General features: G+C 61.3%; 28 protein-coding genes and 1 tRNA gene. 21 read left to right on the top strand and 8 right to left on the bottom strand.

Translation table 11 applies throughout. The features are described 5' to 3' along the window. Positions 1–136: 136 nt before the first annotated feature. Positions 137–1,339: an NAD(P)/FAD-dependent oxidoreductase gene (locus C1J04_RS04180; protein ID WP_114865249.1), complete on the top strand. Its 1,203-nt coding sequence runs from the start codon at positions 137–139 to the stop codon at positions 1,337–1,339. A gap of 102 nt (positions 1,340–1,441) precedes the next feature. Then, positions 1,442–2,278 (top strand): NAD-dependent epimerase/dehydratase family protein, encoded by an 837-nt coding sequence (locus C1J04_RS04175; RefSeq protein WP_174226620.1) that lies wholly within the window; start codon positions 1,442–1,444, stop codon positions 2,276–2,278. Between the two features lie 108 nt (positions 2,279–2,386). Here C1J04_RS04175 and C1J04_RS04170 read toward each other — a convergent pair whose 3' ends face one another. The 4 genes from C1J04_RS04170 to C1J04_RS04155 all read right to left on the bottom strand — a co-directional run bounded on the left by C1J04_RS04170 (position 2,387) and on the right by C1J04_RS04155 (position 4,971). Then, positions 2,387–3,094, bottom strand: coding sequence for an SDR family oxidoreductase (locus tag C1J04_RS04170; protein ID WP_009826093.1), 708 nt, complete (start codon positions 3,092–3,094; stop codon positions 2,387–2,389). A gap of 181 nt (positions 3,095–3,275) precedes the next feature. Then, positions 3,276–3,365 (bottom strand) — tRNA-Ser (locus C1J04_RS04165). 257 nt (positions 3,366–3,622) lie between these two features. Beyond that, entirely contained in the window at positions 3,623–4,720 is a 1,098-nt protein-coding gene (gene ychF, locus C1J04_RS04160) for a redox-regulated ATPase YchF (protein ID WP_005851601.1), read from the bottom strand. 59 nt (positions 4,721–4,779) lie between these two features. Continuing rightward, complete coding sequence (locus C1J04_RS04155) at positions 4,780–4,971, bottom strand: hypothetical protein (RefSeq protein WP_005851599.1); 192 nt, start codon at positions 4,969–4,971, stop codon at positions 4,780–4,782. Between the two features lie 177 nt (positions 4,972–5,148). Here C1J04_RS04155 and trpA point away from each other — a divergent pair, with 177 nt between their 5' ends. The 8 genes from trpA (at position 5,149) to C1J04_RS04115 (ending at position 12,211) form a co-directional block, all read left to right on the top strand. Continuing rightward, entirely contained in the window at positions 5,149–5,940 is a 792-nt protein-coding gene (gene trpA, locus C1J04_RS04150) for a tryptophan synthase subunit alpha (protein ID WP_009826078.1), read from the top strand. 97 nt (positions 5,941–6,037) lie between these two features. Next, on the top strand, positions 6,038–7,204 hold the full coding sequence (locus tag C1J04_RS04145; protein ID WP_009826077.1) for an alpha-hydroxy acid oxidase: 1,167 nt from the start codon (positions 6,038–6,040) through the stop codon (positions 7,202–7,204). 225 nt (positions 7,205–7,429) lie between these two features. After that, a complete protein-coding gene (locus tag C1J04_RS04140; protein WP_005851594.1) occupies positions 7,430–8,077 on the top strand; it encodes a 50S ribosomal protein L25/general stress protein Ctc in 648 nt (215 codons plus the stop codon). Positions 8,078–8,229: 152 nt separating this feature from the next. Next, the gene (gene pth / locus C1J04_RS04135) at positions 8,230–8,961 is read left to right on the top strand and encodes an aminoacyl-tRNA hydrolase (protein ID WP_009826076.1); all 732 of its coding nucleotides are present in this window, start codon (positions 8,230–8,232) and stop codon (positions 8,959–8,961) included. After that, a complete protein-coding gene (locus C1J04_RS04130) occupies positions 8,958–9,992 on the top strand; it encodes a DUF2332 domain-containing protein (RefSeq protein WP_037954146.1) in 1,035 nt (344 codons plus the stop codon). The genes pth and C1J04_RS04130 overlap by 4 nt, the downstream gene beginning before the upstream one ends. 67 nt (positions 9,993–10,059) lie before the next feature. Continuing rightward, positions 10,060–11,232: a serine hydrolase domain-containing protein gene (locus tag C1J04_RS04125; RefSeq protein ID WP_037954144.1), complete on the top strand. Its 1,173-nt coding sequence runs from the start codon at positions 10,060–10,062 to the stop codon at positions 11,230–11,232. Then, positions 11,229–11,618, top strand: a complete 390-nt coding sequence (locus tag C1J04_RS04120; RefSeq protein WP_009826073.1) for a DUF2237 family protein — start codon at positions 11,229–11,231, stop codon at positions 11,616–11,618. The genes C1J04_RS04125 and C1J04_RS04120 overlap by 4 nt, the downstream gene beginning before the upstream one ends. After that, the gene (locus C1J04_RS04115; protein WP_009826072.1) at positions 11,618–12,211 is read left to right on the top strand and encodes a DUF4893 domain-containing protein; all 594 of its coding nucleotides are present in this window, start codon (positions 11,618–11,620) and stop codon (positions 12,209–12,211) included. The genes C1J04_RS04120 and C1J04_RS04115 overlap by 1 nt, the downstream gene beginning before the upstream one ends. A gap of 75 nt (positions 12,212–12,286) precedes the next feature. Here C1J04_RS04115 and trpB read toward each other — a convergent pair whose 3' ends face one another. After that, complete coding sequence (gene trpB / locus C1J04_RS04110) at positions 12,287–13,513, bottom strand: tryptophan synthase subunit beta (RefSeq protein WP_005851582.1); 1,227 nt, start codon at positions 13,511–13,513, stop codon at positions 12,287–12,289. Between the two features lie 169 nt (positions 13,514–13,682). Continuing rightward, the gene (locus C1J04_RS04105) at positions 13,683–15,626 is read right to left on the bottom strand and encodes an AsmA family protein (protein ID WP_009826071.1); all 1,944 of its coding nucleotides are present in this window, start codon (positions 15,624–15,626) and stop codon (positions 13,683–13,685) included. Between the two features lie 64 nt (positions 15,627–15,690). Between C1J04_RS04105 and rimO the strand changes: the two genes are divergently transcribed. The 3 genes from rimO (at position 15,691) to trhA (ending at position 18,399) form a co-directional block, all read left to right on the top strand. Continuing rightward, on the top strand, positions 15,691–17,061 hold the full coding sequence (rimO, locus tag C1J04_RS04100) for a 30S ribosomal protein S12 methylthiotransferase RimO (protein WP_009826070.1): 1,371 nt from the start codon (positions 15,691–15,693) through the stop codon (positions 17,059–17,061). 216 nt (positions 17,062–17,277) lie between these two features. Further along, positions 17,278–17,655, top strand: a complete 378-nt coding sequence (locus C1J04_RS04095) for a hypothetical protein (protein WP_037954142.1) — start codon at positions 17,278–17,280, stop codon at positions 17,653–17,655. Between the two features lie 123 nt (positions 17,656–17,778). Beyond that, complete coding sequence (gene trhA, locus C1J04_RS04090) at positions 17,779–18,399, top strand: PAQR family membrane homeostasis protein TrhA (protein WP_009826068.1); 621 nt, start codon at positions 17,779–17,781, stop codon at positions 18,397–18,399. Between the two features lie 7 nt (positions 18,400–18,406). On the opposite strand, the gene C1J04_RS04085 is transcribed toward trhA, so the two are convergent. Further along, complete coding sequence (locus C1J04_RS04085) at positions 18,407–18,757, bottom strand: YigZ family protein (protein ID WP_009826067.1); 351 nt, start codon at positions 18,755–18,757, stop codon at positions 18,407–18,409. 9 nt (positions 18,758–18,766) lie between these two features. Next, a complete protein-coding gene (locus C1J04_RS04080; protein ID WP_005851568.1) occupies positions 18,767–19,474 on the bottom strand; it encodes a M48 family metallopeptidase in 708 nt (235 codons plus the stop codon). Between the two features lie 124 nt (positions 19,475–19,598). On the opposite strand from C1J04_RS04080, the gene C1J04_RS04075 reads away from it, so the two are divergent. The 8 genes from C1J04_RS04075 to C1J04_RS04040 all read left to right on the top strand — a co-directional run bounded on the left by C1J04_RS04075 (position 19,599) and on the right by C1J04_RS04040 (position 25,715). Further along, a complete protein-coding gene (locus tag C1J04_RS04075) occupies positions 19,599–19,835 on the top strand; it encodes a hypothetical protein (protein ID WP_005851566.1) in 237 nt (78 codons plus the stop codon). Positions 19,836–19,849: 14 nt separating this feature from the next. Beyond that, positions 19,850–20,716: a branched-chain amino acid aminotransferase gene (locus C1J04_RS04070; protein WP_005851564.1), complete on the top strand. Its 867-nt coding sequence runs from the start codon at positions 19,850–19,852 to the stop codon at positions 20,714–20,716. A gap of 32 nt (positions 20,717–20,748) precedes the next feature. Continuing rightward, positions 20,749–21,207 carry a universal stress protein gene (locus C1J04_RS04065; RefSeq protein ID WP_005851562.1) on the top strand — a complete coding sequence of 153 codons (459 nt, stop codon included), beginning with the start codon at positions 20,749–20,751 and terminating at the stop codon, positions 21,205–21,207. A gap of 98 nt (positions 21,208–21,305) precedes the next feature. Continuing rightward, the gene (locus tag C1J04_RS04060; RefSeq protein ID WP_005851560.1) at positions 21,306–21,866 is read left to right on the top strand and encodes a NifU family protein; all 561 of its coding nucleotides are present in this window, start codon (positions 21,306–21,308) and stop codon (positions 21,864–21,866) included. Then, positions 21,859–22,515, top strand: a complete 657-nt coding sequence (gene tsaB / locus C1J04_RS04055; protein ID WP_037954140.1) for a tRNA (adenosine(37)-N6)-threonylcarbamoyltransferase complex dimerization subunit type 1 TsaB — start codon at positions 21,859–21,861, stop codon at positions 22,513–22,515. The genes C1J04_RS04060 and tsaB overlap by 8 nt, the downstream gene beginning before the upstream one ends. Further along, on the top strand, positions 22,512–22,928 hold the full coding sequence (locus tag C1J04_RS04050; RefSeq protein WP_037954138.1) for a GNAT family N-acetyltransferase: 417 nt from the start codon (positions 22,512–22,514) through the stop codon (positions 22,926–22,928). Before tsaB ends, C1J04_RS04050 begins: the two co-directional genes overlap by 4 nt. 160 nt (positions 22,929–23,088) lie before the next feature. Continuing rightward, positions 23,089–24,084: a BMP family lipoprotein gene (locus C1J04_RS04045; protein WP_005851554.1), complete on the top strand. Its 996-nt coding sequence runs from the start codon at positions 23,089–23,091 to the stop codon at positions 24,082–24,084. 2 nt (positions 24,085–24,086) lie between these two features. After that, positions 24,087–25,715, top strand: coding sequence for an ABC transporter ATP-binding protein (locus C1J04_RS04040; protein WP_009826063.1), 1,629 nt, complete (start codon positions 24,087–24,089; stop codon positions 25,713–25,715).

The raw sequence follows: 25,715 nt of genomic DNA, 5'->3' as shown, positions 1-25,715 counted from the left end.
CCCCCCCGCGTTCACAAGCTATGGACGGGGGACGGTGTTGCGCGTTTAGTCGTGGCAGGGCTGCCTTGCTGTACACCGCTGCACGGCATCCCCTCTGTCTGGCCCTATGTGGCCCAAATGTGGAAGGAGTATCGCGATGCCGCAGCCCAATCACAGCACCTATGACGTTGTCATTATCGGTGGCGCGATCTTTGGATCGTCGGTCGCATGGTGGCTGACCCAGATGGCCGGTTTTGACGGCAAGGTTCTGGTGGTCGAACGCGACCCCACCTATGAATACGCCGCCACAAGCCATACCAACAGTTGCATCCGCCAGCAGTTCAGCTCGGCCATCAACGTGAAGGTGTCGCAGTTCGGGGCCGAGTTTATCAAGAACTTCCGCCGGTTTATGGGCGATGATCCAGAGGTGCCGCATCTGGCGTTGCAAAGCTTTGGCTATCTCTACCTCGCGCACACGCCCGAGTTTGCGCAGACGCTGCAACAGAACCAGCAGATACAGGTGGCACTGGGGGCGGGCACGCAGCACATGACCGCCGCCGAAGTCGCCGCCGCCTACCCGTTCTATCAGCTTGATGACATCATTGCCGCCAACCACAACCGTGTGGATGAAGGCTATTTCGACGGCGGCACCATGTTTGACTGGTTCAAGCGCATGGCCCGCCGCAACGGAGTGGAATACCTGCACGACGAAGTGACCGCGATGACCAAAGCCGCCGATGGCACATCCGTCACCCATGTCATGCTGAAATCCGGCGCAACGGTGGCCTGCGGGACGGTGGTCAACGCTTCTGGCCCGCGGGCGGCCGCGACGGCGGGCATGGCCGGCATCACCCTCCCGGTCGAGCCGCGCAAACGCTATACCTTTGTGTTCGATGCCGCCAAACCGCTGGACCGCGACCTGCCGCTGACAATCGACCCGTCGCGGGTGCATTTCAGGACCGAAGGGAAATACTACATGGCGGGCTGCCCCCCGCGCGAAGATCCTGCGGTCGCCTATGACGATTTTGCCTTTGATCACAGCCTTTGGGAGGACAAGGTGTGGCCCGCCATCGCCACCCGTGTCCCGCAGTTCGATCAGGTCAAGGTGATCAACGAATGGGTCGGGCACTACGATTACAACACGCTGGACCAGAACGCGATTGTCGGGCCGCACAGTGTGGTCGAGAATTTTCTGTGCCTGAACGGGTTTTCCGGTCACGGGCTGCAACAGGCACCCGCCCTTGGCCGTGGCATCGCTGAATGGATCGCCTATGGCGCATACCGCACGTTGGACCTAAGCCCCTACGCCTACCGCCGGATCGAGGAAAACCAATCGCTGATTGAAAAGGCGGTGATTTGATCCCCCTGCCCCGATGACATACCCATGCCAGGCAACACCCCTTTGTGCGGGCGCGCAGCCTTGCTTGGCCTCGCAAAACGATAGTGGAAGGAAAACGACATGATGAAGAAACTGGTTCTGACGGGGGCCGCAGGGCGGCTTGGGTCCTACCTGCGTGAACCCCTGTCCAAAATGTGCCAAGAACTGGTCAGCACCGACATCGTCGATGACATCGGCAAGCTCTACGAAGGCGAAAGCTACGCCAAGGCCGATGTCGCCGTCTATGACCAGATCGCGCCATTGCTGGAAAGTGCCGATATGGTTGTCCACTTCGGCGCCATCGTCGACGAAAAACCCTTCGAGGAACTGCTGGGGCCGAATTTCGTCGGATCCTACAACGTGTGGGAAGCCGCCTATCAGCACGGGCTTCAACGGGTCGTCTATGCGTCCTCCATCCACGCCGTGGGCATGCACAAGAAATCCGACTTCATCGGCATCGACGCGCCCCACAAGCCCGATACATTCTATGGCCTCGCCAAATGCTTTAGCGAAGACCTTGCGTCCATGTATTGGGACAAACGCGGGCTAGAGGCCGTGTGCCTGCGCATCCTCAGCTGCGCGCAGGTCAACAACACCCGCGCCTTGGGATCGTGGCTGTCCTATGACGATCTGATCCAGTTGGTCACCCGCGCCATCGATACGCCATCGGTCGGCTTCAGCGTGGTCTACGGCGTGTCCAACAACGACCGCGCGCCGGTGGACAATGCCAAAGCGTCCTTCCTCGGCTATCGCCCGAAGGACAACGCAGAGCAGTTCGCCGAGAAGATCCTTGCCGAAGCACCACCGGTCGATCTGAAAGACCCCGGCCAGATGCACCACGGTGGCCCCTTTGCCGCGGTCGACCTCGGCGAAAGCGGCGTGGCGTCGATGAACATCGTCAACGACAAGAAAACCACCTGATGCCTTGAGGGCGGGGCGGGGCTTTACCCCCGCCCCCCATGTTTCACGTGACGCGATGTTTGGACTGGCACCCGTCTTGTCAGCCGGCGCGACAGGTGCGCCCCAAACTCACAATTCGATGCGGATATCGTGGATCCACAGTTTTGGCGGCCGCGAGAGCACAAAGACCACCACATCCGCCAGATCGTCGGGCTCGGTAAAGATATGGTTGGGCACATCCTCCCCCGCCTTCGAGAACATCCCCGTGTTTGTCCCCGACTGGTAAACTCCGCCCACGCGCACGCCCGTGTTTTCCTCGTCCGCTTTCAACACCTCGGTAAAGCCCCGCACCCCGTATTTCGTGGCGGTATAGACAGATTGCCCGGCCTGCGCGACGACGCCGGACTTGGAGACGACATTCAGAATGATCGCCTCGTCATTCGCCCGCAGCGCCGGAATGGCGGCTTGCGTGATCTGCATCAAACCCGTCAGGTTGGTCTGCACGGTCGCCTGCAAAAGCTGCGGCGGGATCTCATCCAGCGGACCGGTTTTGTGCCAGATGCCCGCATTGTTGATCAGAATATCCAGCCCGCCAAATGCAGCTGTCACCTGCTCCACCGCCCCGCTGATCGCATCCGGGTTCTGGATATCACACGCAATGCCGATCGCTTCGCTGGCTCCAGCGGCGATACATTCAGCCTCTACCGCAGCCAGCCGGTCAGCATCGCGCCCCAGAATGGCCAGACGCGTCCCTAATGCCGCGAGTTTAAGGCAAATATGCCGCCCAATACCATCACTGCCACCAGTGACGATGATACGCTTGTTCTTTAATTCCATGATCCGCTCCTGAGTATTACACCCCCTCTATCCCACCTCGTTTCCTCGCGAAAGCACGGGCGCACGGTTTGCAAAAGGCGGGTGGCGGCGAAACTGTCGGAGGGGAAAGCCAAGCGCAACGTCGCGCCCCATCTCGGGCCGCGCAACACCTGATCAAGTATGTGGAAAATGTCGAGGTGTATGGCGGAGACGAAGGGATTCGAACCCTCGAGACCCTTCCGGGCCTACTCCCTTAGCAGGGGAGCGCCTTCGACCACTCGGCCACGTCTCCGTCGACGCGTATATCCAAGAAAACGCATGGGGCACAAGCGGTAATCTCAGAAAATAGCGGGAATGTCGGGATCGCGGGGATAGCGAAGGATATCGGGGGCGGGATACGGCTTGCGGCGCTATGCGCGCGGCGTGGGCCGGGGGCGTCCGTGGGTCGAGGGGGGGGGAGGCGGGCAGAGCCGCGGGGCGATGGAAGCGGGAGGGGCCGCTCACGCGCCAGATCGGCGGGCCGCCTGGAAAGCGGCCCGCCAGATTGGATCAGGTGTTGAACAGGAAGTGCAGCACGTCGCCGTCTTTGACGGTGTAGCTTTTGCCCTCGGCGCGCATCTTGCCGGCTTCCTTGGCGGGGCCTTCACCGCCCAAGGCCACGAAATCGTCATAGGCGATGGTTTCGGCGCGGATGAAGCCTTTTTCAAAATCACCGTGGATCACGCCTGCGGCTTTCGGCGCAGAGGTGCCAGCCTTGATCGTCCAGGCGCGGGCCTCTTTCGGGCCGACGGTGAAGTATGTCTCAAGGTGCAGCAGCTCGTAGCCCGCGCGGATCAACCGATCAAGCCCGGCTTCCTCTAGCCCCATCTCGTCCAGGAACATGCTGGCCTCTTCGGGCTCCAGCTGGCTGATTTCTTCCTCAATCTGGGCAGAGATCACGACATGGCTATTGCCCTGCGCCGCGGCCATTTCCGCGACTTTGGCAGAAAGGGCATTGCCCTCGGCCGCTTCGGATTCACCGACGTTGCAGACATAGAGCACCGGCTTGGTTGTCAGCAATTGCAGCATGCGCCAGGCTTTTGCATCATCCGCGTCAACCTCGACGGTGCGCGCGGGCTTGCCGTTTTCGATGGCTTCTTGCGCGGCGGCCAACAGGCGGTCCTGCTGCGCTGCGTCTTTATCGTTGCCCTTGATCTTGCGGACCAGACCGGCGCGGCGTTTTTCGATGCTTTCCAGATCGGCAAGCATCAGTTCTGTATCGATGGTCTCGGCGTCTGCCACGGGGTCCACGCGCCCTTCGACGTGGGTCACATCGCCGTCTTCAAAGCAGCGCAGCACATGGGCGATCGCATCCGTCTCGCGGATATTGGCCAGGAACTGGTTGCCCAGACCTTCCCCTTTGGACGCGCCTTTGACCAAGCCTGCGATGTCCACAAAGGTCATCCGCGTCGGGATGATCTGCTTGGAGCCCGCAATCGCGGCGAGTTTATCAAGGCGCGAATCCGGCACCGCGACTTCACCGACGTTCGGTTCGATTGTGCAGAACGGAAAATTGGCCGCCTGCGCTGCCGCTGTTTTGGTCAGCGCGTTGAAGAGGGTCGACTTGCCGACATTCGGCAGACCCACGATTCCCATCTTAAAGCCCATGACAAGCATCCTTTATAAGTTGGCGTTGTCCTAGGGTTTTGGCCGCCTTTGCGCAAGTCTTAGCGCAGGCGTCGGTCCTCGTGCGTCTGGTAAATCAGGATCCATGCGAGCACGATGAACATCGGATGGGTCAACCCGCCCGAAAAGATCACGGCCGGGATCCAGATCAGGAAGACGATAATCGCCGTGAAGATCCGTCCTGTCAGCAGGATGGAAAGCGGCGGCAACAGCAGGGCGAGTACATAATTCATGCGGTAAATGTAGGCACCGGCGGCGGGATTTAAAGGACTATGTGATGCGCCCCTGCATAAATACAGTGCCTTTGACCCTTGTTTTTCGGAAAATCGCCCGAGCCCACCGGCGGAGTTGGATTGATTTCCCGTGATATATTCGGCATTGCAGCAGGGTAACGTAAAAAGGCCGCCCTCATGACACGTATCGACGCCAAATTCGCTGACCTCAAATCCCAAGGCAAGAAAGCCTTTGTCGCCTATGTGATGGCAGGCGATCCCGACTTTGACACGTCGCTTGAGGTGGTGCGCGGCCTGCCTGGCGCGGGCGTCGATATTATCGAACTGGGGCTGCCGTTTACAGATCCGATGGCCGATGGCTCTGCCATTCAGCTGGCGGGACAGCGCGCGCTTGAAGGCGGGATGACGCTGGACAAGACGCTGGCGCTTGCCGCGGCGTTCCGCGAACAGGATGACACGACGCCGATCGTGCTGATGGGCTATTACAACCCGATCTACTCCAAAGGCGTGGATACATTCCTAGAGGCGGCCAAGAAGGCCGGCGTGGACGGGCTGATCGTCGTGGACCTGCCACCGGAAGAAGACGCGGAGCTGTGCCTGCCCGCGCAAGCCGCCGGTATGAACTTTATCCGTCTTGCGACCCCTACGACCGATGACAAACGCCTGCCGCGGGTTGTGCAGAACACCTCGGGCTTTGTGTATTACGTGTCGATCACCGGCATCACCGGCTCTGCCGAAGCGGATGCGGGCGATGTCGCCCCCGAGGTTGAGCGCATCCAGAAGGCCAGCGGCCTGCCCGTGATTGTCGGGTTCGGTGTGAACACCCCCGCCAAGGCCGAAGCCATTGCAAGCGTTGCTGATGGGGTTGTTGTCGGCTCTGCCATCGTGTCGAAAATCGCGGATGGGCTGCCTGTCGAAGATGTGCTGAGCTTTGTCAAAACCCTGTCGGATGGTGCGCATCGGGCCTGAGCGCCCGGCTCGGCGCCCGATGTCGTGGCGTAAAGCAATTGATTTCAACGGGCCGTATTGGTTAGATCATCTGACCAATACATAGGAACTTGCCACCATGCCCGTGATCACCACCATCGACGACCTCAAGCGCCTGCATGAACGCCGCGTGCCGCGGATGTTCTATGACTACGCGGAATCGGGCAGCTGGACAGAGCAGACCTTTCGCGAGAACACGACCGATTTTGAACAGATCCGCCTGCGCCAGCGCGTCGCCGTGGATATGAGCGGGCGCAGCACCAAGACGCAGATGATCGGGCAGGATGTGGCGATGCCTGTGGCACTGGCCCCTGTCGGGCTGACCGGCATGCAGCACGCCGACGGAGAGATCAAAGCCGCACGCGCAGCCGAAGCCTTTGGCGTGCCCTTCACCCTGTCGACCATGTCCATCAATTCCATCGAGGATGTGGCAGAGGCAACGACGAAACCCTTCTGGTTCCAGCTTTATACCATGCGCGACGAAGACTATGTCGCGCGGCTGATCCAGCGCGCCAAGGATGCAAAATGCTCGGCCCTTGTCATCACGCTTGATCTGCAAATCCTTGGCCAGCGCCACAAGGATCTGAAGAACGGCCTCTCTGCCCCACCCAAGCTGACCGCCAAAACGCTCGCCAATCTGGCAACCAAATGGAGCTGGGGCATCGGCATGATGGGAGCCAAGCGGCGCAGCTTTGGCAATATCGTGGGCCATGTGCACGGCGTCGACGACACAGCCAACCTCGGCGCATGGACGGCAGAGCAATTCGACCCCACCCTCGACTGGGGCAAGATCGCCAAGCTGAAAGAGCAATGGGGCGGCAAGGTCATCCTCAAGGGTATTCTTGACGCCGACGATGCGCGGATGGCGCTGAAAGTCGGGGCGGATGCGATCATCGTCAGCAACCACGGCGGGCGCCAGCTGGACGGGGCGATCAGCTCTATCCGGGCGCTGCCGTCGATCCTGGAGGCCGTGGGCGACCAGATCGAAGTCCATCTGGACAGTGGAATCAGGTCCGGTCAGGACGTGCTCAAGGCGATGGCGATGGGGGCCAAAGGCACCTATATCGGGCGCGCCTTCATCTACGGGCTTGGCGCGATGGGTCAGGCCGGGGTTACCTCGGCGCTGGAGGTCATCCACAAGGAGCTCGACCTGTCCATGGCGCTTTGCGGTGAAACCTCTGTCGCGGGTTTGGGCAAGCATAACCTGCTTATTCCAAAAGGTTTTGAAGGCGACTGGCAGCCCTGAGACTGCGCCTTCTTCGCATGATACGCCAGCCTTGGCTGATATGTCAGGGCGGCGGAAACCCTGCGCGCAGCCCCTGCCCCGCCCCGCATAGGTCGCAAACCAAAGCCAACTTGCGCAAAAGCGGCGTTTTAGTCTTTCCCAAACGCCCAAACCCGTCTATACGCGCGGCTTCACGCGGACATACAGCCTTGGAGGATGTCCGCCCTAAACATATTGGAGATTACAATGGCTGGAGAGATTCCTGATCTTGAAGCTTTCGAACGCACGGGGACAGGCAAGGGCGCCGCTCGTCAGGCACGCCGCGACGGCATGGTTCCTGGTATCGTATTCGGTGGTGACCTTGATCCGCTGCCGATCAACCTGGACTTTAACAAGCTGCTGACCAAACTGCGCGCAGGCCGCTTCAAGGCGACCCTGTTCAACCTCAAGGTTGAAGGCCAAGAAGACGTCCGCGTCATCTGCCGCGACGTTCAGCGTCACGTTGTTAAAGACCTGCCAACGCACGTCGACCTGATGCGTTTGAAGCGCACCACCAAAATCAACCTCTTCATCCAGGTTGAAGTCGAAGGTGAAGAAGTCAGCCCCGGCCTGAAAAAAGGTGGCGTTCTGACGCTGGTACGTCCCGAAGTTGAACTGGTTGTGACCGCAGGCGATATCCCTGATCACATCACAATCGACGTTTCCGAACTGGAAATCGGCGACAGCCTCACCATCTCGAGCGTGAAGCTGCCAAACGGCACCAAGCCGGTCATCGACCGTGACTTCGTGATCGCGCAGATTTCCGCGCCTTCCGGTCTGGCCAGCCAGGACGATGATGAAGACGAAGATGTTGCAGCAGACGAAGTGCCCGCAACAGAAGTCAAAGAAGACTGATACCGATATATCCGTCGCGCCCACGGGCGCGGATGGGTCGAGACGGGGTCGCCATGGGCGGCCCCGTTTTTCGTTGGGGCGTTATTTCGTTTGGCCCCGCGGTCTGCTATCCTTGGCCAAACAAACGTTTTTATCCACTTGAAGGGGTCCGCATGAAACTGATCGTAGGGCTTGGCAATCCGGGTGCCAAATACGCGGGCAACCGGCATAACATCGGCTTTATGGCGCTGGACCGCATCGCGCAGGATCACGGCTTTGCCGGATGGAAGACCAAGCACAACGGGCTAACGGTCGAAGGGCGTTTTGGCGCGGACCGCGTGGTCTTGCTCAAGCCCGAGACATTCATGAACAACTCTGGTCAGTCGGTGCAATCGGCCATGCGGTTCCACAAGCTTGAACCGGCGGACGTGATCGTTTTGCACGACGAAATCGACCTCGCCCCCGGCAAGGTGAAATGCAAGACTGGCGGCGGGCATGCGGGGCACAATGGCTTGCGGTCGATCCATGCGCATATCGGTCCCGACTACGACCGTGTGCGCCTTGGCGTGGGGCATCCGGGGCATAAGGACGCCGTTCCGGGCTATGTCCTGCGCGACTTTGCCAAGGCAGAGCAAGACTGGCTGGACGACGTATTGCGCGGGATCAGCGACGGTGCTGCGGAACTGGCGCGCGGCGATACGGCCAAGTTCATGAACGCTGTGGCCCTGCGTGTTGCCCCGCCACGATCCGGCACGGGCACCAAGAAACCCGCGGGCACTGCGGCCAACGCTCAAGCCGCTGCGCCAAAGCCCGCGCAGCCGGCCCCAACGCAGCCCAAGGCAGAGCCTGCCCCCCAGACCGACGACCGCAGCGCCATGCAAAAACTGCTGGACCGGTTCAAGTGACACTGCAAGCCGCCTTTGAAGAGCAAGCCGGGCATTGCATCGCACTTGGGTCTCCCTTCATGGGGCAGTTGATGGGCGTGCTGGCGCGGGACTGGCCCGCCGACACAGCCCTTGGCCGTAAATTTGCGGCGATCGAAGGGGATATCGGCCCGTCGGGCGCGTCCCTTCCCCTGCGCATCGCGGGCGGGCTGCATGCGCTGGTGTTGAAACGCAAAGCGCCTGCGCTGATGGCCGTGTATCCCCCGCACAAGGCGAGCGACCAAGCCCTGTCAGAGGCCGTGCGCGACGCGATCACCACGCATGAAGCCTTCTTGCTTGATTGGACCGACAGCGCGCCGCAAACGAACGAGGTCCGCCGCTCTGCCGCGTTGATCGCGGGGGCCCGCGTCGCGGCGCAGCATTTCAACCTGCCGATCCGCCTGTCCGAACTTGGGGCCAGCGGCGGGCTCAACCTGATGTGGGACCACTTCGTGCTCGAGATCGAGGGGCATCGCTTCGGGTCGAACATGTCCACGATCCTGCTGTCGCCTGACTGGACAGGCAAACTGCCACCGGCGATCAACCCGCAGGTCGAAAAACGTCGCGGCGTTGATCTGAACCCGCTGGACCCGACACGGCCCGACCACCTGTTGCGGCTGATGTCCTATATCTGGGCGGACCAACCCGAACGCCTGACACTGACGCGGACCGCGGCCTCTGTCATGACGGCGCAGGTGCAACGCGGCGATGCGATTGACTGGCTGGCGCGCACCCTGCCCCAATCCCCCGAAGGCTGCCTGCACCTGATCCAGCACACCGTCGCGTGGCAGTATTTCCCCAAAGCGGCACAGGCCCGTGGCAAAGCGTTGATCGAGGCTGCCGGCAAACGCGCCACGCGCAACCGCCCGCTGGCATGGTTGTCGATGGAGCAGGACGGATCGGGCCTCAAGGGGGCGGCGCTGACGCTCAGGCTCTGGCCCGGTGACATCACCCTGCCCTTGGCGCGGGTCGATTTCCACGGTCGCTGGATCGATTGGACCTACACCGGCTGACGCCAAGTTTATCTGGCACCACCGCAGCCTTCGTGCTTGGGTATCCCCGCATATCAGGGAGGATTTCATGCGCACATTCGGGAAATGGCTGGGCCGTATTTTACTGGCTCTAGTGGTGGCTGTGGTCGTTGTCGGCCTGTGGAAGCGCGAAGAGATCACGCGGCTGCTGGCGGTGAACTCGCTCTTTGCCGAAGACAAGATCGTGCATAACTTCAGCCATATGGACGAGGCCTTCCTGTCCAAACCCCTGTCGCGCGGTGATGGCCCCACGGCAGAGCTGTCTTATGGACCCGAATACGCCCCCCCTGCCGAGGTCAACGACTGGATCAAAGCGCGGGATGTGACGGCATTGGTCGTGCTGAAAGACGGTCAGATTGTCTATGAGAACTACTTTAAAGGCACCCAGCCCGATGATCTGCGGATCAGCTGGTCTGTCGCCAAAAGCTACCTTTCCGCGCTTGTGGGTATCCTGCTGGACGAAGGGGCGATTGCATCGCTTGACGACCCTGTCACGACCTATGCGCCCAAGCTGAAAGGCACCGCCTATGACGGGGCGACGCTGCGCAACGTGCTTAACATGGCCAGCGGGGTTACCTTTGACGAAGATTACCTCGACCCGGATTCCGACATCAACAAGATGGGCCGCGCCCTCGCCCTTGGCGGAGAGCTGGACGATTTCACCGCAAGCCTGAACGATACTTTCACCACGCCCGGCAGCCAGTGGCAGTATGTGTCGATCGACACCCATGTCATCGGCATGGTCGTTCGGGGGGCAACAGGCCGGTCCGTCACCGATCTTTTGTCGGAAAAGGTCATCACCCCCATGGGTCTTGAGCATGCGCCCTATTACGTGACGGACGGCGCGGGTGTCGCCTTTGTCTTGGGCGGGCTGAACCTGACGACCCGCGATTACGCGCGCATGGGGCAGATGTTCCTGCAAAACGGTCGCTACAACGGTCAGCAGATTGTACCGGCAGACTGGGTCGCCGCCTCTACCGCGCCATCGGCCCCGACGGCAGAGGGGCAGATCGGCTATGGCTATCAGTGGTGGATTCCCCAAGGCGCGACAGAGGGTGATTTCATGGCCCGCGGTGTGTATGGTCAGTATATCTACATCAACCGCGCTGACGGGGTGGTGATCGCGACCAATGCCGCCGACCGCAAGTTCCGCGAGGCCGGGGTCAGCGATCAGAACATCGCCATCTTCCGCCAGATCAGCGCAGCCTTGGGGGGCACATGACACATGACGAAAGCATCAATATTCTGGGCGGCCCGCTGGCCGTCTGTGGCACCGACCCCGTCACGGGCTTTTTCCGCGACGGGTCGTGCAATACCTGTGCCGCCGATCAGGGCAGCCACACGGTCTGCGCGATCATGACGGCCGAGTTTCTGGCCTATTCCAAGTATGTCGGCAATGACCTCAGCACACCGCGCCCCGAATTCGGCTTTGCCGGACTGTCGGCGGGCGATCCGTGGTGTCTTTGTGCGGGGCGTTTCTTGCAAGCGGCGGACGAGGGCTGCGCGCCAAAGGTGCATCTTGAGGCAACCCATCAGCGCGCCTTGGATATCGTGCCGCTGAATATCCTGCAGGCCCATGCCTTGCGCCCTAACGGCGGGGCAGACTGATGCTGCGCCTGACTGCTGCCCTGACTACGGCCTTGACCGCAGTGCTCTGCGCCGCCCCAGCCATCGCCCAAGACGCCCTGCGCCCGCAAGAGCAGCTCCGCCTCGACCGGTTCGAGGCCACGGCGGGCGATGCTCTGCTGCAAGCGTTCCAAAGCGGCAGCGCGGATGACCTGTCCGCTCTGTCGCGCGCCTTGTCCGGCACGCCGCAAGTTGCCTTTGACGAGGGGCTGGCCGGCGATTGGTCCTGCCGCACGATGAAACTGGGCGGCCTGCCTGCGCTGGTGGTCTATAGCCCGTTCAAATGCCGCCTGACCTTTCAGGGTAACGGGTATCTGTTTGAAAAGCTCAGCGGGTCGCAGCGCACCACGGGGGTCATCACGCTGCGAGACGGGCGCGCGGTCTATGCTGGCGTCGGCTATGTCGCGGGAGAGGTACCGCCCGCTTACGACGCCCTGCCACCCGGTTTTGCCGGAGATGGCACCCTGCAACCCGATGTCGCGGTGTTCGAACGTGTCAGCAACCAGCGGGCGCGGCTGATGTTTCCCGCGCCGGTGGTCGAAAGCGACTTTGATATCCTAGAGCTGACCCGATAGGGCCAGCGCCAAAAGAAAAGGGGGCGATGCGCCGCCCCCTTCGTGATCGTCAGTGTCTAAGCTTTCGTCTGATCCTCAGACCTTCATGTCAAAACCAAGCGCCTTGGCGACGGTGAAGATGTCTTTGTCGCCGCGCCCACACATGTTCATGCAGATGATGTGATCCTTGGGCAGCTCTGGTGCGATCTTCATCACATGCGCCAGCGCGTGGCTGGGTTCGAGCGCGGGAATGATCCCTTCAAGCGCGCAGCTCAGTTGGAACGCCTCAAGCGCTTCTTTATCGGTGATCGACACATATTGCGCGCGGCCAATGTCGTGCAGCCAGGAATGTTCGGGCCCGATCCCGGGGTAATCCAGACCGGCCGAGATAGAGAATCCTTCAAGGATCTGCCCGTCGTCGTCCTGCAACAGATAGGTACGGTTACCGTGCAAAACGCCGGGGCGGCCACCGGTCAATGACGCGCAATGCTCCATCTTTTCGTTCACGCCCTTGCCGCCGGCTTCGACGCCGATGATATTGACGTCCTTGTCATCAAGGAACGGATAGAACAGCCCCATCGCGTTCGACCCGCCACCGATCGCGGCGACCAGCGTGTCGGGCAGACGGCCTTCGGCGGCGTCCATCTGTTCGCGCACTTCCTTGCCAATGATCGCCTGAAAGTCGCGAACCATCGCCGGATAGGGGTGCGGCCCTGCGACCGTGCCGATGCAATAGAATGTGTCGCGCACATTGGTGACCCAATCGCGCAGCGCGTCGTTCATCGCGTCTTTCAGCGTCCCACGGCCCGAGGTCACGGGGATCACTTCGGCACCCAGCAGACGCATGCGGAAGACGTTGGGGGCCTGTCGTTCAACATCATGCGCGCCCATATAGACAACGCATTGCAGACCGAACTTGGCACAGACGGTGGCCGTGGCCACACCGTGCTGGCCCGCACCGGTTTCCGCGATGATCCGTTTCTTGCCCATGCGCCGCGCCAGAATGATCTGGCCCAACACGTTGTTGATCTTATGCGCGCCGGTGTGGTTCAGCTCGTCGCGCTTCATGTAAACCTTGGCACCGCCCAGATGTTCGGTCAGACGCTCTGCGAAATACAGCGGGCTGGGGCGACCGACATAGTGGGTCCACAGGTCGTCCATCTCGGCCCAAAAGCTGTCGTCCGTCTTGGCCTTTTCATATTCCGCTTCCAGTTCGAGGATCAGCGGCATCAGGGTTTCCGACACAAACCGCCCCCCGAAATCGCCAAAGCGGCCATTCTCGTCAGGTCCGGTCATGAAAGAGTTGAAAAGATCATTGTCCATGGAGGTGCTCCTTGCGCTTGGCGACCAGCCTTAACGCCCCCGCCGCGACAGGTAAAGACGGGGTGGGGGCGGCGAAGGGCCCGTACCGCCCCTCGCCCGTAAAACGCCACGGAAAATTGCAGTTTTCCAAACCGAGGTTTTGGAAATACACCGCCTGCGTGGCGCGCCGCTAGTCAAAGAGCTTGAACAGCCCGCGCCGCAGCTCGTCCTCTACCTTTTGTTTCACCGCATCCTCGACCGATTGCCCGTCCTGCCGCGATACGCCCAGCTCCTCCTCCAGCTTTTCGTTCAGCTTTTGGCGGGCCTGTTCCTTTTCCTTGGCAAAGTTCATGTCCAGCGCCGCCTGCAAATCCGGCTTGATCTGCGGTGCGGCCCACGGCCCGAAGATGCGCACCGGAATGGCCAGCCCCCGATCGCCGTTCACCCGCAGTGCCTTGGGCGTGACGGTATAATCCAGCGTTTGCGCCCCCAGCCCCACCTGCCCTGTGCCCGTGGCGGTAAAGTTCGGCAGCTGCATGAGCAGGTCGTCGTTGCGCAGCACGCCTTGATCCATGTCGAATGTCGCGGCAAGGGAATCGAAGACCGTCGTGCCACCCTCAACGTCGAAATTGCCCATCAGCGCATCAAGGTCGATCCCCTCGATATGCCCACGCCCGACATTCACCGCGCCCGATCCGCTAAGCGACCGCATGATCGCGTCCAGCGATGCGCCGGACCCGAGGAAAGATACCTCTGCATCGCCCGTACCGTGAAACCGGCCCAGCCCTGCGGTCTGTTGCAGCACAGGCTGCATGGCGATGGAGGTCGCGTTCAGCGCCCCGCCCACCGACAGGCCGTTGCGGTTGTTGACCACGAACTCGCCACTGATCACACCGGCATAGGCCCTGATCTCGCGCAGCTCGGCGACCAGACGCGATCGGTCGTTGCGCAGCAATACGCGCGTCGCGCCCAAGCTTAGCGTGCCCAGATCAATGCTATCTGCCCGCAGTGCGACCTCGCCGTTGAAGGCGGAAAGCGCGGAGGCATCAATCGGTGCTTTCGACCACCCTGTCGGGGACGCAGGCGCGGGGGTGGTGGACGCGGGCGCGGTGCCACTGGGGGCGCTGCCTGCAAAGCCGGTCAGGTCCAGCGCGCCGACGTTGATCTGCGCGTTCACATCGGGCGTGCCGTTCAGCGTGATATCCGCCGCACCGGTCAGGGCGTTCCCGCCCAGATCGGCCACCACTTCGCGCAGGGCCAAGCGCCGGTCGGGCGTCAGGGTCAGATCAAGGTTGATATCCGCCGTCTTTCCCAAGCCCTGCGGCAGTGCGATGTCACCCACCCCGAGCGCTGCCAGAAAACGCCCCGTGTCCGACGTCTTGAGCCACAGATCCCCTGCGACAGCGCCGGCCAGCCCCGCACGTCCGGTCAGCGAGACGCCGCCGCCTTTGGTGTCCACACGGGCACGCAGCGGGCGGATATCGCCGTTCAGGAATTGATCAAACCGGTTGATCGTCGCCTCGATCGACACGCGATCGGCCGCGGGGCGCAGGGCGGCCTTGATCACCGCATCGCCCGCCCGTTCGGGCCAGTCGAGCGACAGGTCCACACCGTCAAATCGCACCAGATCGCTGCCCTCGGCATCATAGATCAACGTGGCGTCGGTGATATCGAGCCGCTGGATCGTCAGCGGGCGCGGGCTGCGCGCAGGCGCGGTCGGAGCGGTCTCGATGGCTGCCTCGCCGCCGCCGTCGCTGAACTGCCAGCTGGCGCGCCCGTCGCGGCGCTGCTCCAGCCGGATGGTGGGGCTTTGGGCTTCAATGTTGGTGATTTTGATCTCGCCCCGGATCAGCGCCATCGCATCAACCCCGATGGCGGCATTGGCGGCCGAGAGCATCGCCCCATCCTTGGCCCAATCGGCATTCCCGACCTCGAGCCCGCCTGCGGTCACCCCCAGCACCGGCCAGAAGGTCAGCCCCACATCGCCCGTGATCGTGACCTCGCGCCCTGTCAGGTTGCGCAGCTGGTCCGCCGCGATTCGCGCAATACGGTCAGCGGGCAGCAAGAACAGCGACCCCACCGCGACCACCAAAATCAGCAGCAGTATGCCAATTGCCCGAATAATCCACTTCATCGCCCGTCTCCTTGCCTGATGCGGGGCCTTTCCCAGACCCTTTGCATGGCTTATAGCGCAGTTCATGAGCACAAACCCACCAAATCTACGCCCCGATCTTGCGCCAAAGGCCCAGATCACCAATCCGTCCCGCCCCGGCCAGCCGACCATCGGCATGGTATCGCTGGGCTGCCCCAAGGCGCTGGTCGACAGCGAACGGATTTTGACGCGCCTGCGCGCCGAAGGCTACGGCGTGTCGCCGGATTACGCAGGGGCGGATGCGGTGATTGTGAACACCTGTGGGTTCCTTGACTCCGCCAAGGCCGAAAGCCTTGATGCGATTGGCGAGGCGCTGAACGAAAATGGCAAAGTGATCGTGACCGGCTGTCTGGGGGCCGAGCCGGATTATATCCGCGAACATCACCCGCGTATTCTGGCCGTCACCGGCCCGCACCAATATGAACAGGTGCTGGACGCGGTGCATGGGGCCGTGCCGCCTTCGCCCGATCCGTTTATCGATCTGCTGCCCGCGCAGGCCGTCAGCCTGACGCCGCGCCACTACAGCTATCTGAAGATCTCGGAAGGCTGTAACCACAAGTGCAAGTTCTGCATCATCCCCGACATGCGCGGCCGCCTGCAATCGCGCCCTGCCCATGCGATCCTGCGCGAGGCTGAAAAGCTGGTGCAGAACGGCGTGAACGAACTGCTGGTGATCTCTCAGGATACCTCGGCCTACGGCGTCGACATCAAACACGCCGAAGACCGTGGCCACCGCGCACATATCACCGATCTGGCCCGTGATCTGGGGTCGCTCGGGGCGTGGGTACGGCTGCACTACGTCTACCCCTACCCCCATGTGCGCAACCTGATCCCGCTGATGGCCGAAGGTCTGGTGCTGCCCTATCTGGATATTCCTTTCCAGCACGCGCATCCCGACGTGCTGAAACGCATGGCCCGTCCTGCAGCGGCAGCAAAGACGCTGGATGAAATCGCCGCGTGGCGTGACACCTGCCCCGACATCACCCTGCGGTCGACATTCATCGTTGGCTACCCCGGCGAGACAGAGGCAGAGTTCCAGACCCTGCTGGATTGGCTTGACGAGGCGCAGCTCGACCGGGTCGGGTGCTTTCAGTACGAAAACGTGGACGGGGCGCGGTCAAATGCGCTCCCCGATCACGTGCCGGACGAGGTCAAGCAGGACCGCTGGAACCGCTTTATGGAGAAGGCGCAAGCCATCTCGGCCGCCAAGCTGGAAGCCAAAGTGGGTCGCCGCATGGATGTGATCATCGACGAGATCGACGACGAGGCCGCCACCTGCCGCACGAAGGCAGACGCGCCAGAGATCGACGGCAACCTGTTCATCGACGAAGGCTTTGAAAACCTGAGCGTGGGCCAGATCGTGACCGTCGAAGTCGAAGAAGCCGGCGAATACGATCTTTGGGGGCGCGTGGTCTAGGCCACCGCCATCCCCCTTCTCAACCGTGGAACAATCCGAGCGCCTTGGCGTTCCTTTTCGCACAGGCAGGCCCGATTGCAGGCGCAGCCCATGTAGTGGAAATTGTAAATCCGCACCCTACATATAGACATGTTATGGCGTATCAGAGGTGAAACCCTTGAAAATGCGCATGCGACGTTCTATATATGTTCTAACCAGAACAAGGGGGCCTATACGATGTCCTACCAACCGCAGTTTCCCGGCATGTTCGATCCCGACCACGGGGCCGTACCTGCTCATGCAGAAGATTCAGCCCGCGACGCGCGCGCCGCTTTGCCGCCGACGGAAAAGCAGATGCACTATGCTACCTCGCTTAGCCTCAAGACCGGCGCGCCTGTGCCAAAACGGGCATTGACCGACCGCGCCGCGCTGTCTGAATGGATCGACGCCCATAAGCCCAAGCCGGTGGACGGGCCGTTCTCGCAGTATCCTTCGTCAAAGCAGGTCGCTTTTGCCGAACGCATCGCCCGCCTGAAGCGCCGCGATATCCCGCAGGAATGTTTCCGCGACAAGACGATGATGTCGCGCTGGATCGACGGCAATAAGCCCCGTTGATCCGGACGCGCGCCACGCGTCGGCATAACCTCCTATACGAATGGATAGGCCGAGATACCAAAGCGCCATTAATTAGACCAAATCTGACATGGGAATGTTGCAAACGGGTGCTAGATTTGACCTATGGCTTATCCGCACCCAACCGCTGACACTCTCGCCGATGGCACGATCCACGTGTTGGGTCTGGGATTTGCGATACCGGCAACAATCCTGCTGACGACCTATGCTGCAAGCCAGGGGGAGCAGCTTACACCGACGCTGGTTTACGCGGCCTGCTTTGTCCTGTCGCTTCTGGCGTCGGCGATTTACCACCTTTTACCGTTTGATCGTACCCGTGCCCTGCTGGGGCGGATTGACCATGCGGCGATCTACTTCAAGATCGCGGGCACCTACACACCGTTTGTTGTGCTCATCGGAACGGGGTTCGCCTATGGCATCCTCGCCGTGGTCTGGGCGCTGGCCATTATCGGCGCGGTCGCCAAACTGTCTTTCTGGAGCACGGAGTCTAAAGCGTCGCTTTATCTGTATCTTGGCATGGGGTGGCTGTCTGTGCTGCTGGTCTGGCCGATGTGGCAAAGCCTGCCCACCACGGCGCTGACGCTGATTGGCATCGGCGGGTTGATCTATACGCTGGGGACGATCGTCTTTGCACACCCCGGCATGCGCTTTCAGAATGCGATCTGGCACAGCTTTGTGCTTGCCGCCTCTATCTGCTTTTTCGCCGCCATCTCTATCAGCTTGTAAGCCTGTGTCAGGCCGCATCCAGATAGGCGCGCACGCAGGATTGCACGTGGCGGAACCGGTCACCGCCCAGATGTTTCCCGCCATACCAACGCGTGACCACGATCAGGTGATCCTCCAGCCCCTCACGCTCTAGCATCCGGATGATCACCATCCCCGCACCGGATTCTCCGTCATCGCCTTTCAGCGGGCCGCCGTCTGACAGCAGCACCGCCCAGGTGTTGTGGGTTGCCTTGGCATAGGATTTATCGCGCTTGAGCTCTTTCAGCGCAGCATCCACGGCGGCGCGATCGGACGCGGGGCAGCCTGACACGGCATATTTGGACCCGCGGTCCGACAGTATCTGGCCAAGCTGCTTCATGCGGTGCCGTTACAGCCCCGCCGCGGTCCGCCGTACGGTATCCAGACGCGATGCATTGGGCGGGTGCGTGCCCAGGAAACGGTCACCGGGGTCAGGAATACGGGTAAAGAATTCGGCCCCCCGCAGCGGGTTATACCCTGCGCGTGCGGTGATAATGGTGCCCAAGGCGTCTGCCTCAAGCTCGAAGTCCTTGGAATAGGTCCGCGCGCCCACCTGCGCCCCAAGGCGCTGTGCCGATTCGACCGCTGTGGCATCGCCCCCGCTCAGCGTGGCGAGACCGGCAAAGATCACCGCACCGGCGACCGCGTTCTGCTGCTGGCGTGCGATATGCCCTTCGATGTGGTGGGCAGCCTCGTGCCCCATGACAAAGGCAAGCTCGTCCTCGTTCCGCGCATCGGCGATCAGGGCGAGCGTGAAGGCGATGACCGGACGCCCGGCCTTATCCTCGGTTTGGTAGGCGTTGGCGGGCTGGCCGGGACGGTCATCGACCACGATATTGAAATCGCAATTCACCTGCGAGGTCCGCACGCGACATTCGCGTTCGGCGACAGGTTCGACCGTTTGCAACACGCGGATAAAACTGCGGGCGGATTCATTGGCGGAAAAACTAGCGGGTTGCCCTTGCTCGGGTTGGGTGGAGACAGGCCCCGACATGGTCGTCGGTTCGCAGGCAGCCATAAATGCCGCAGCGGCCAGAGCAAGACAGTATCTCAACATCACGTAACGCATCCTCAAAAGGGCAACGAATAGATCTGCCACCGTTTTAACGCGGCGGCGCGGATTTGAACAGACGGCGCAGTGCTGCTCTTGCATTGGACCGCCGAAAGAATACTGTGCCTTCATGTTTACGATTGAACACGAATTCGATGCCAGTGTGATCACTCTGATCGACGAAGGCAAAGCACCCTTGCGTGAAGATGTGACGGTGCAGGCCTTTGCCAGCGTTATCACATTCGAGCAATGGGACCCGCGCACCAACTCTGTCTGCAAGATCAGCCTCTCGCCCGAGCAGCTGCACGATCTGACAGCCGCGCTGAACCTGCCCGAGGGCATCTACCGCACCGCGCCCAAGCGGTAACCAAAGGACACGCAATGGCCACTGGCACACATATCAAGACATTTTACGAAGGCAGTTGGCACGAGGGAGACATCTCTGTCATCAAGGCCGCGGACCACGGTGCATGGCTAGGCACGACCGTATTCGACGGGGCGCGGCTGTTCGACGGTCTTAGCCCCGATCTGGAGGCGCATTGCGCGCGGATCAACCGGTCGGCCAAGGCGCTGATGATCACCCCCACGGTCGAGACCGCCGATATGGTCGAGATGGTACGCGAGGGTCTGAAAAGCTACCCCAAAGACGCCGCCGTCTATATCCGCCCGATGTATTGGGCGCTGGCGGGCGACGAGCTGGGGATCGTGCCATTAAAGGACGCGACCGGTTTTGCCATCAGCCTTGAACAGATCCCTATGGCGGCACCCGATGCGGCCACGACGCTGACACGGACCCGTTTCCGGCGTCCCGTGCTTGAAGACAACGTCGTCAACGCCAAGGCGGGCTGCCTTTATCCCAACAACGCCCGCATGATGGTTGAAGCCCGCGCCAAGGGCTTTGGCAACGCGCTGGTCGCCGATGCCATGGGAAATGTCGCCGAATCGGCCTCTGCCAATGTGTTCATGGTCAAGGATGGCGAGGTGTTCACCCCGATCCCCAATGGCACGTTTCTGGCCGGTATCACCCGCGCGCGGCATATGTCGAACATGCGCGCCGACGGGATCAAGGTGCACGAAACAGTGCTTAGCTTTGATGACTTCCATGCCGCGGACGAGGTCTTTTTGTCCGGCAATATGATGAAGGTCACGCCGGTCAAAGCGTTTGACGACACGCAGTACCAGATCGGCCCCATGACCCGCCGCGTGCGCGAGATGTATTGGGATTGGGCGGCCTCTGACCGTGGCTGACCCCGCCCCCCGCCGTTCAACAGGAGGATGCTATGCGTAAATTTATGGTTGTGCTGGATGACAGCCGCGAATGCCTGAACGCCATGCGATTTGCCGCGATGCGGGCGTCCAACTCTGGCGGCGGGGTGGTGGTGCTGTCGGTCATCCCGCCTGACGAATTCAATCACTGGATCGGTGTGGCCGAGGTCATGCGCGAGGAAGCCCGCGAGCGGATCGAGGTGCATTTCGAGGTCTTCGCCAAATGGATGCGGGACCGGCTGAACGTGGAGCCCGCGCTGGTCATTCGCGAAGGTGTGATCGTGGACGAGATCATCAACCAGTTGGCCGATGACCCCGAAGTCGGCGTGCTGGTCCTTGGCGCGGGCACCGACAAGAAATCTGGCCCCGGCCCCTTGGTGACCCAGCTTTCCCGCAACGCAGGCTCGCTGCCGGTGCCGATCACCATCGTTCCCGGTGACATGAGCAAAGAACGGCTCGAGATGATCACCTGAGGCGGCACCGCAGGCCGTCGCAAACTTAGAATCGTTCCAAACCTTGACTTGCGTGCGTTCAGGTCGCATATCTGCATCAACCCTTTCAGGAGCATGTGATGTTTATTCAGACCGAATCCACGCCCAACCCCGCAACGTTGAAATTCCTGCCCGGTCAGACCGTGTTAGAGATGGGCACCGCCGATTTCCCCGCCCCCGAAGCCGCCAGCGCCTCGCCTTTGGCCACGCGTCTGTTCGCTGTCGAAGGCGTGACCGGCGTGTTCTTCGGCACCGATTTCGTGACCATCACCAAGGCTGACGGGATCGAATGGGACCACCTGAAACCCGCCCTGCTTGGCGCGATTATGGAGCATTTTCAATCCGGTCAGCCCGTGATGGAAACCGGCCATGACCACGCATCGGGCCATGCGGAGCATACCGGCGAAGACGGTGCGATCGTCGGCCAGATCAAGGAATTGCTGGACAGCCGCGTGCGCCCTGCCGTGGCACAGGACGGCGGTGACATCACCTTCCACGGGTTCGAGCGCGGCGTTGTCTATCTGCACATGCAAGGGGCCTGCGCGGGCTGCCCATCGTCCACATTGACGTTGAAAATGGGCATCGAGAACCTGCTGCGCCACTACATCCCCGAAGTAACCGAGGTACGCCCGGTTGCCTAAGACGCCTCTTCTCCTGGCGTTTGATACATCGGCCGCACATTGTGCGGCCGCTTTGCTGTCGGGCGACCAGATCATCGCCAGCGTCGAGGAACCGATGAACAAGGGTCAGGGCGAACGGCTGCTTGGCCTATGTGCCGAGGTGCTGGCCAGCGCAGATGTGGCCTATAGCGATCTGACAGCGATTGGCGTCGGCATCGGGCCGGGGAACTTCACCGGAATCCGCATCGCGGTCTCGGCCGCGCGCGGGCTGGCGCTTGGCCTTGGGGTGCCCGCGATAGGGATTTCGCATCTTCAGGCGCTGGCCTTCGGGCATGATGGCGTTGTCATCAGCAGCATCGATGCGCGGCAGGACAAGCTGTTCGTGCAGGTGTTCGGCACGATGGATGACCGCGCCCCTGTGATGTGTGGGCTGGATGATCTGCCTTCGGTGCCCTCGCGCGCCGATCCCGTCTGTGTGGGTCATCAGGCCGATATGATCGCAGCACTTTGTAACGGCACCGCCTTGCCCCCTCGTATGCCCGTGGCAGAGGCAACGGCACGCATTGCCGCCACGCAGCTTGGCACCCAGACCCCGCGCCCTGCCCCGCTGTATCTGCGCCCCGCCGATGCCGCCCCGGCCCGCGACACACCGCCCGCGATCTTTTCATGACGCCGCAGGATATGGCGCGGATTCACGCCGTTGCTTTTGTGCACGACCGTGCGTGGACGGCGCAAGAGATCGCCGATCTGCTGGCCTCCCCCTTTGTGAGGTATCTGGCGGAACCGCAGGGCTTTGCCCTGACCCGCCTCATCGCGGGAGAGGCAGAGCTGCTGACCCTCGCCGTTGATCCCGCAGCCCAACGTCAGGGTATTGGCCGCCGCTTGCTGCACCGCTGGATCGACGGGCTTGCAGCGCAGGCCGACACCGCCTTCCTAGAGGTCGCCGCTGACAATACCGCTGCCATCGCGCTTTACACATCCGCAGGGTTTCACCAGACGGCCACACGTCGCGGGTATTATCAGCGTAAAGATGCGCCATCCGTTGATGCATTGATCCTTTCGCGTCAGTTTACGCACGGTTAATAGGCAATATCATCCCCAAGCGCTTGAGAATCCGGTTGACCCTACCCATGGGCTACGCAGTATCGTACATCTGATCGACGGAACCGGGCGCAAGCGCGGAACTGCGACCGGACAAAGGCTTCGCGCTTGCGCCCCAACACAATAAACCGGGAGACACTCCATGACCCTTATGACCAAATTCCTCGGCGCTGCTGCGGCCACGGCTCTTAGTGCCGGTGCGGCTCTGGCCGAACCCGCCCTGATCTTCGACCTTGGCGGCAAATTCGACAAATCCTTCAACGAAGCCGCCTTTGCTGGCGCGCAACGCTGGGCCGAAGAGACCGGTGAAAGCTTCCGCGAGATCGAACTGCAGTCCGAAGCACAGCGTGAACAGGCGCTGCGCCGTTTCGCCGAAGCGGGCTCCAACCCTATCGTGATGACCGGCTTTGCCTTTGGTGATGCGCTTGGTCAGGTTGCGGGCGATTACCCTGATACCGATTTTGTCATCATCGACATGGTTGTCGACGCGCCCAACGTCCGTTCCGTTGTCTTCAACGAACACGAAGGCTCCTATCTGGTCGGCATGATGGCGGCGATGGCCTCCGAATCCAACACTGTCGGTTTCATCGGCGGCATGGACATCCCCCTGATCCGCAAATTCGCCTGCGGCTACGCCCAAGGTGTTCTGGCCGTGAACCCCGACGCGACCGTGATCTCGAACATGACAGGTTCGACCCCTGCCGCATGGAACGACCCCGTAAAAGGGTCCGAACTGACCAAAGCGCAGATCAGCCAGGGTGCTGATGTTGTCTATGCAGCCGCGGGCGGCACAGGCGTTGGCGTTCTGCAAACCGCAGCGGACGAAGACATCCTGTCGATCGGCGTAGACAGCAACCAGAACCACCTGCACCCGGGCAAAGTCCTGACCTCGATGATCAAACGCGTGGACAACGCTGTGTTTGACGCGATGTCCGATGGCCCCGGCATGGAAAAAGGCTTTAACGTCATGGGCGTTGGCAACGAAGGCGTAGGCGTCGCGATTGACGAACACAACAAGGCACTGGTTACCGCTGAAATGCAGGCCGCTGTGGATGAAGCAGCAGCCAAGATCGCAGACGGGTCGCTTGAGGTACATGACTACATGTCCGATGACAGCTGCCCGAGCCTGAGCTTCTAAGCGTGAGCACTGCAACACATACGGAGCGGCAGGAAACTGCCGCTCCGGCGATCGAGCTGAAAGGCATCTCCAAGGCCTTTGGTCCGGTACAGGCCAATAAAGACATCTCTATCCGCGTCATGCCCGGCACGATCCATGGGATCATCGGGGAAAACGGCGCGGGCAAATCGACGCTGATGTCGATCCTTTACGGATTCTACAAAGCCGACAAAGGCGACATCTTTATCGCCGGTAAAAAGACCGACATCCCTGACAGCCAGGCCGCGATTGCTGCAGGCATCGGGATGGTGTTCCAGCACTTCAAACTGGTTGAAAATTTCACGGTCCTGGAAAACATCATTCTGGGTGCCGAAGACGGGCGGCTGTTGAAGCCATCACTGGCCAAGGCGCGCAAATCGCTGATGAAGCTGGCCGATGACTACGGGCTCAAGGTCGATCCCGACGCGCTGGTGCAAGACATCGGCGTCGGCATGCAGCAACGGGTGGAAATCCTCAAGGCGCTGTATCGTCAGGCCGATATCCTCATTCTGGATGAGCCCACGGGCGTGCTGACCCCAGCCGAGGCGGACCAGCTGTTCCGCATCCTCGGGCGTCTGCGCTCCGAAGGGAAGACGATCATCCTGATCACCCACAAGCTGCGCGAGATCATGGAGACGACGGACACCGTATCGGTCATGCGCCGCGGCGAGATGACCGCTACCGTCAAGACCGCCGAAACCTCGCCCGCCGAACTGGCGGAGCTGATGGTCGGCCGCAAGGTACTGCTGCGTGTCGACAAGAAACCCGCGGCCCCCGGCCCGGTCATTCTGGATGTCGAAGGGCTGCGCGTCGTTGATGACAAGGGTGTCGAGCGTCTGCGCGGCATCGATCTGCAAGTTCGCGCGGGCGAAATCCTTGGGGTTGCAGGCGTGGCCGGCAATGGCCAGTCCGAACTGCTTGAGGTTCTGGGCGGATACCAGACCGGCAAGGGCAGCGTGCGCGTCAATGGCACGGCACTGGACCTGACCGGCAACAAATCCGACGGCCAATCCCGCCGCAACCACGGCATCGCCCATGTCCCCGAAGACCGCCAGCGCGAAGGTCTGATCATGGAGTATCAGGCGTGGGAAAACACCGCCTTCGGCTATCACAAAGACCCTGCCTACCGCAGCGGCATGTTGATGGATAACGCCGCGATCAAGGCCGACACCGTTGAAAAGATGGAACGTTTCGACGTGCGTCCGCCAAACCCCAAACTGGCGGCCAAGAACTTTTCCGGCGGGAACCAGCAAAAGATCGTTCTAGCGCGCGAGATCGAACGCAACCCCGACCTGCTGCTGATCGGCCAGCCGACCCGTGGCGTGGATATCGGCGCGATCGAATTCATCCACGAACAGATCGTTGCCCTGCGCGATCAGGGCAAGGCGATCCTGCTGGTCTCGGTCGAGCTGGAAGAGATTCTCGCACTCAGCGACCGGGTGGCTGTCATGTTCGACGGTCAGGTCATGGGCATCCGCGACGCCAGTCAGACCGATGAAAAGGAACTGGGCTTGCTGATGGCGGGCATCACCGATACCGATGCGCCCCATTCCATCGAAGAGATCGAAGACAATCTGGCCCATGCGGGCGGCGATCCGCATAAGGAAGTGTAA

This window comes from Sulfitobacter sp. SK025 (assembly GCF_003352105.1).
Classification (GTDB): domain Bacteria; phylum Pseudomonadota; class Alphaproteobacteria; order Rhodobacterales; family Rhodobacteraceae; genus Sulfitobacter; species Sulfitobacter pontiacus.
This window is presented reverse-complemented; position numbering and strand designations above follow the sequence as displayed.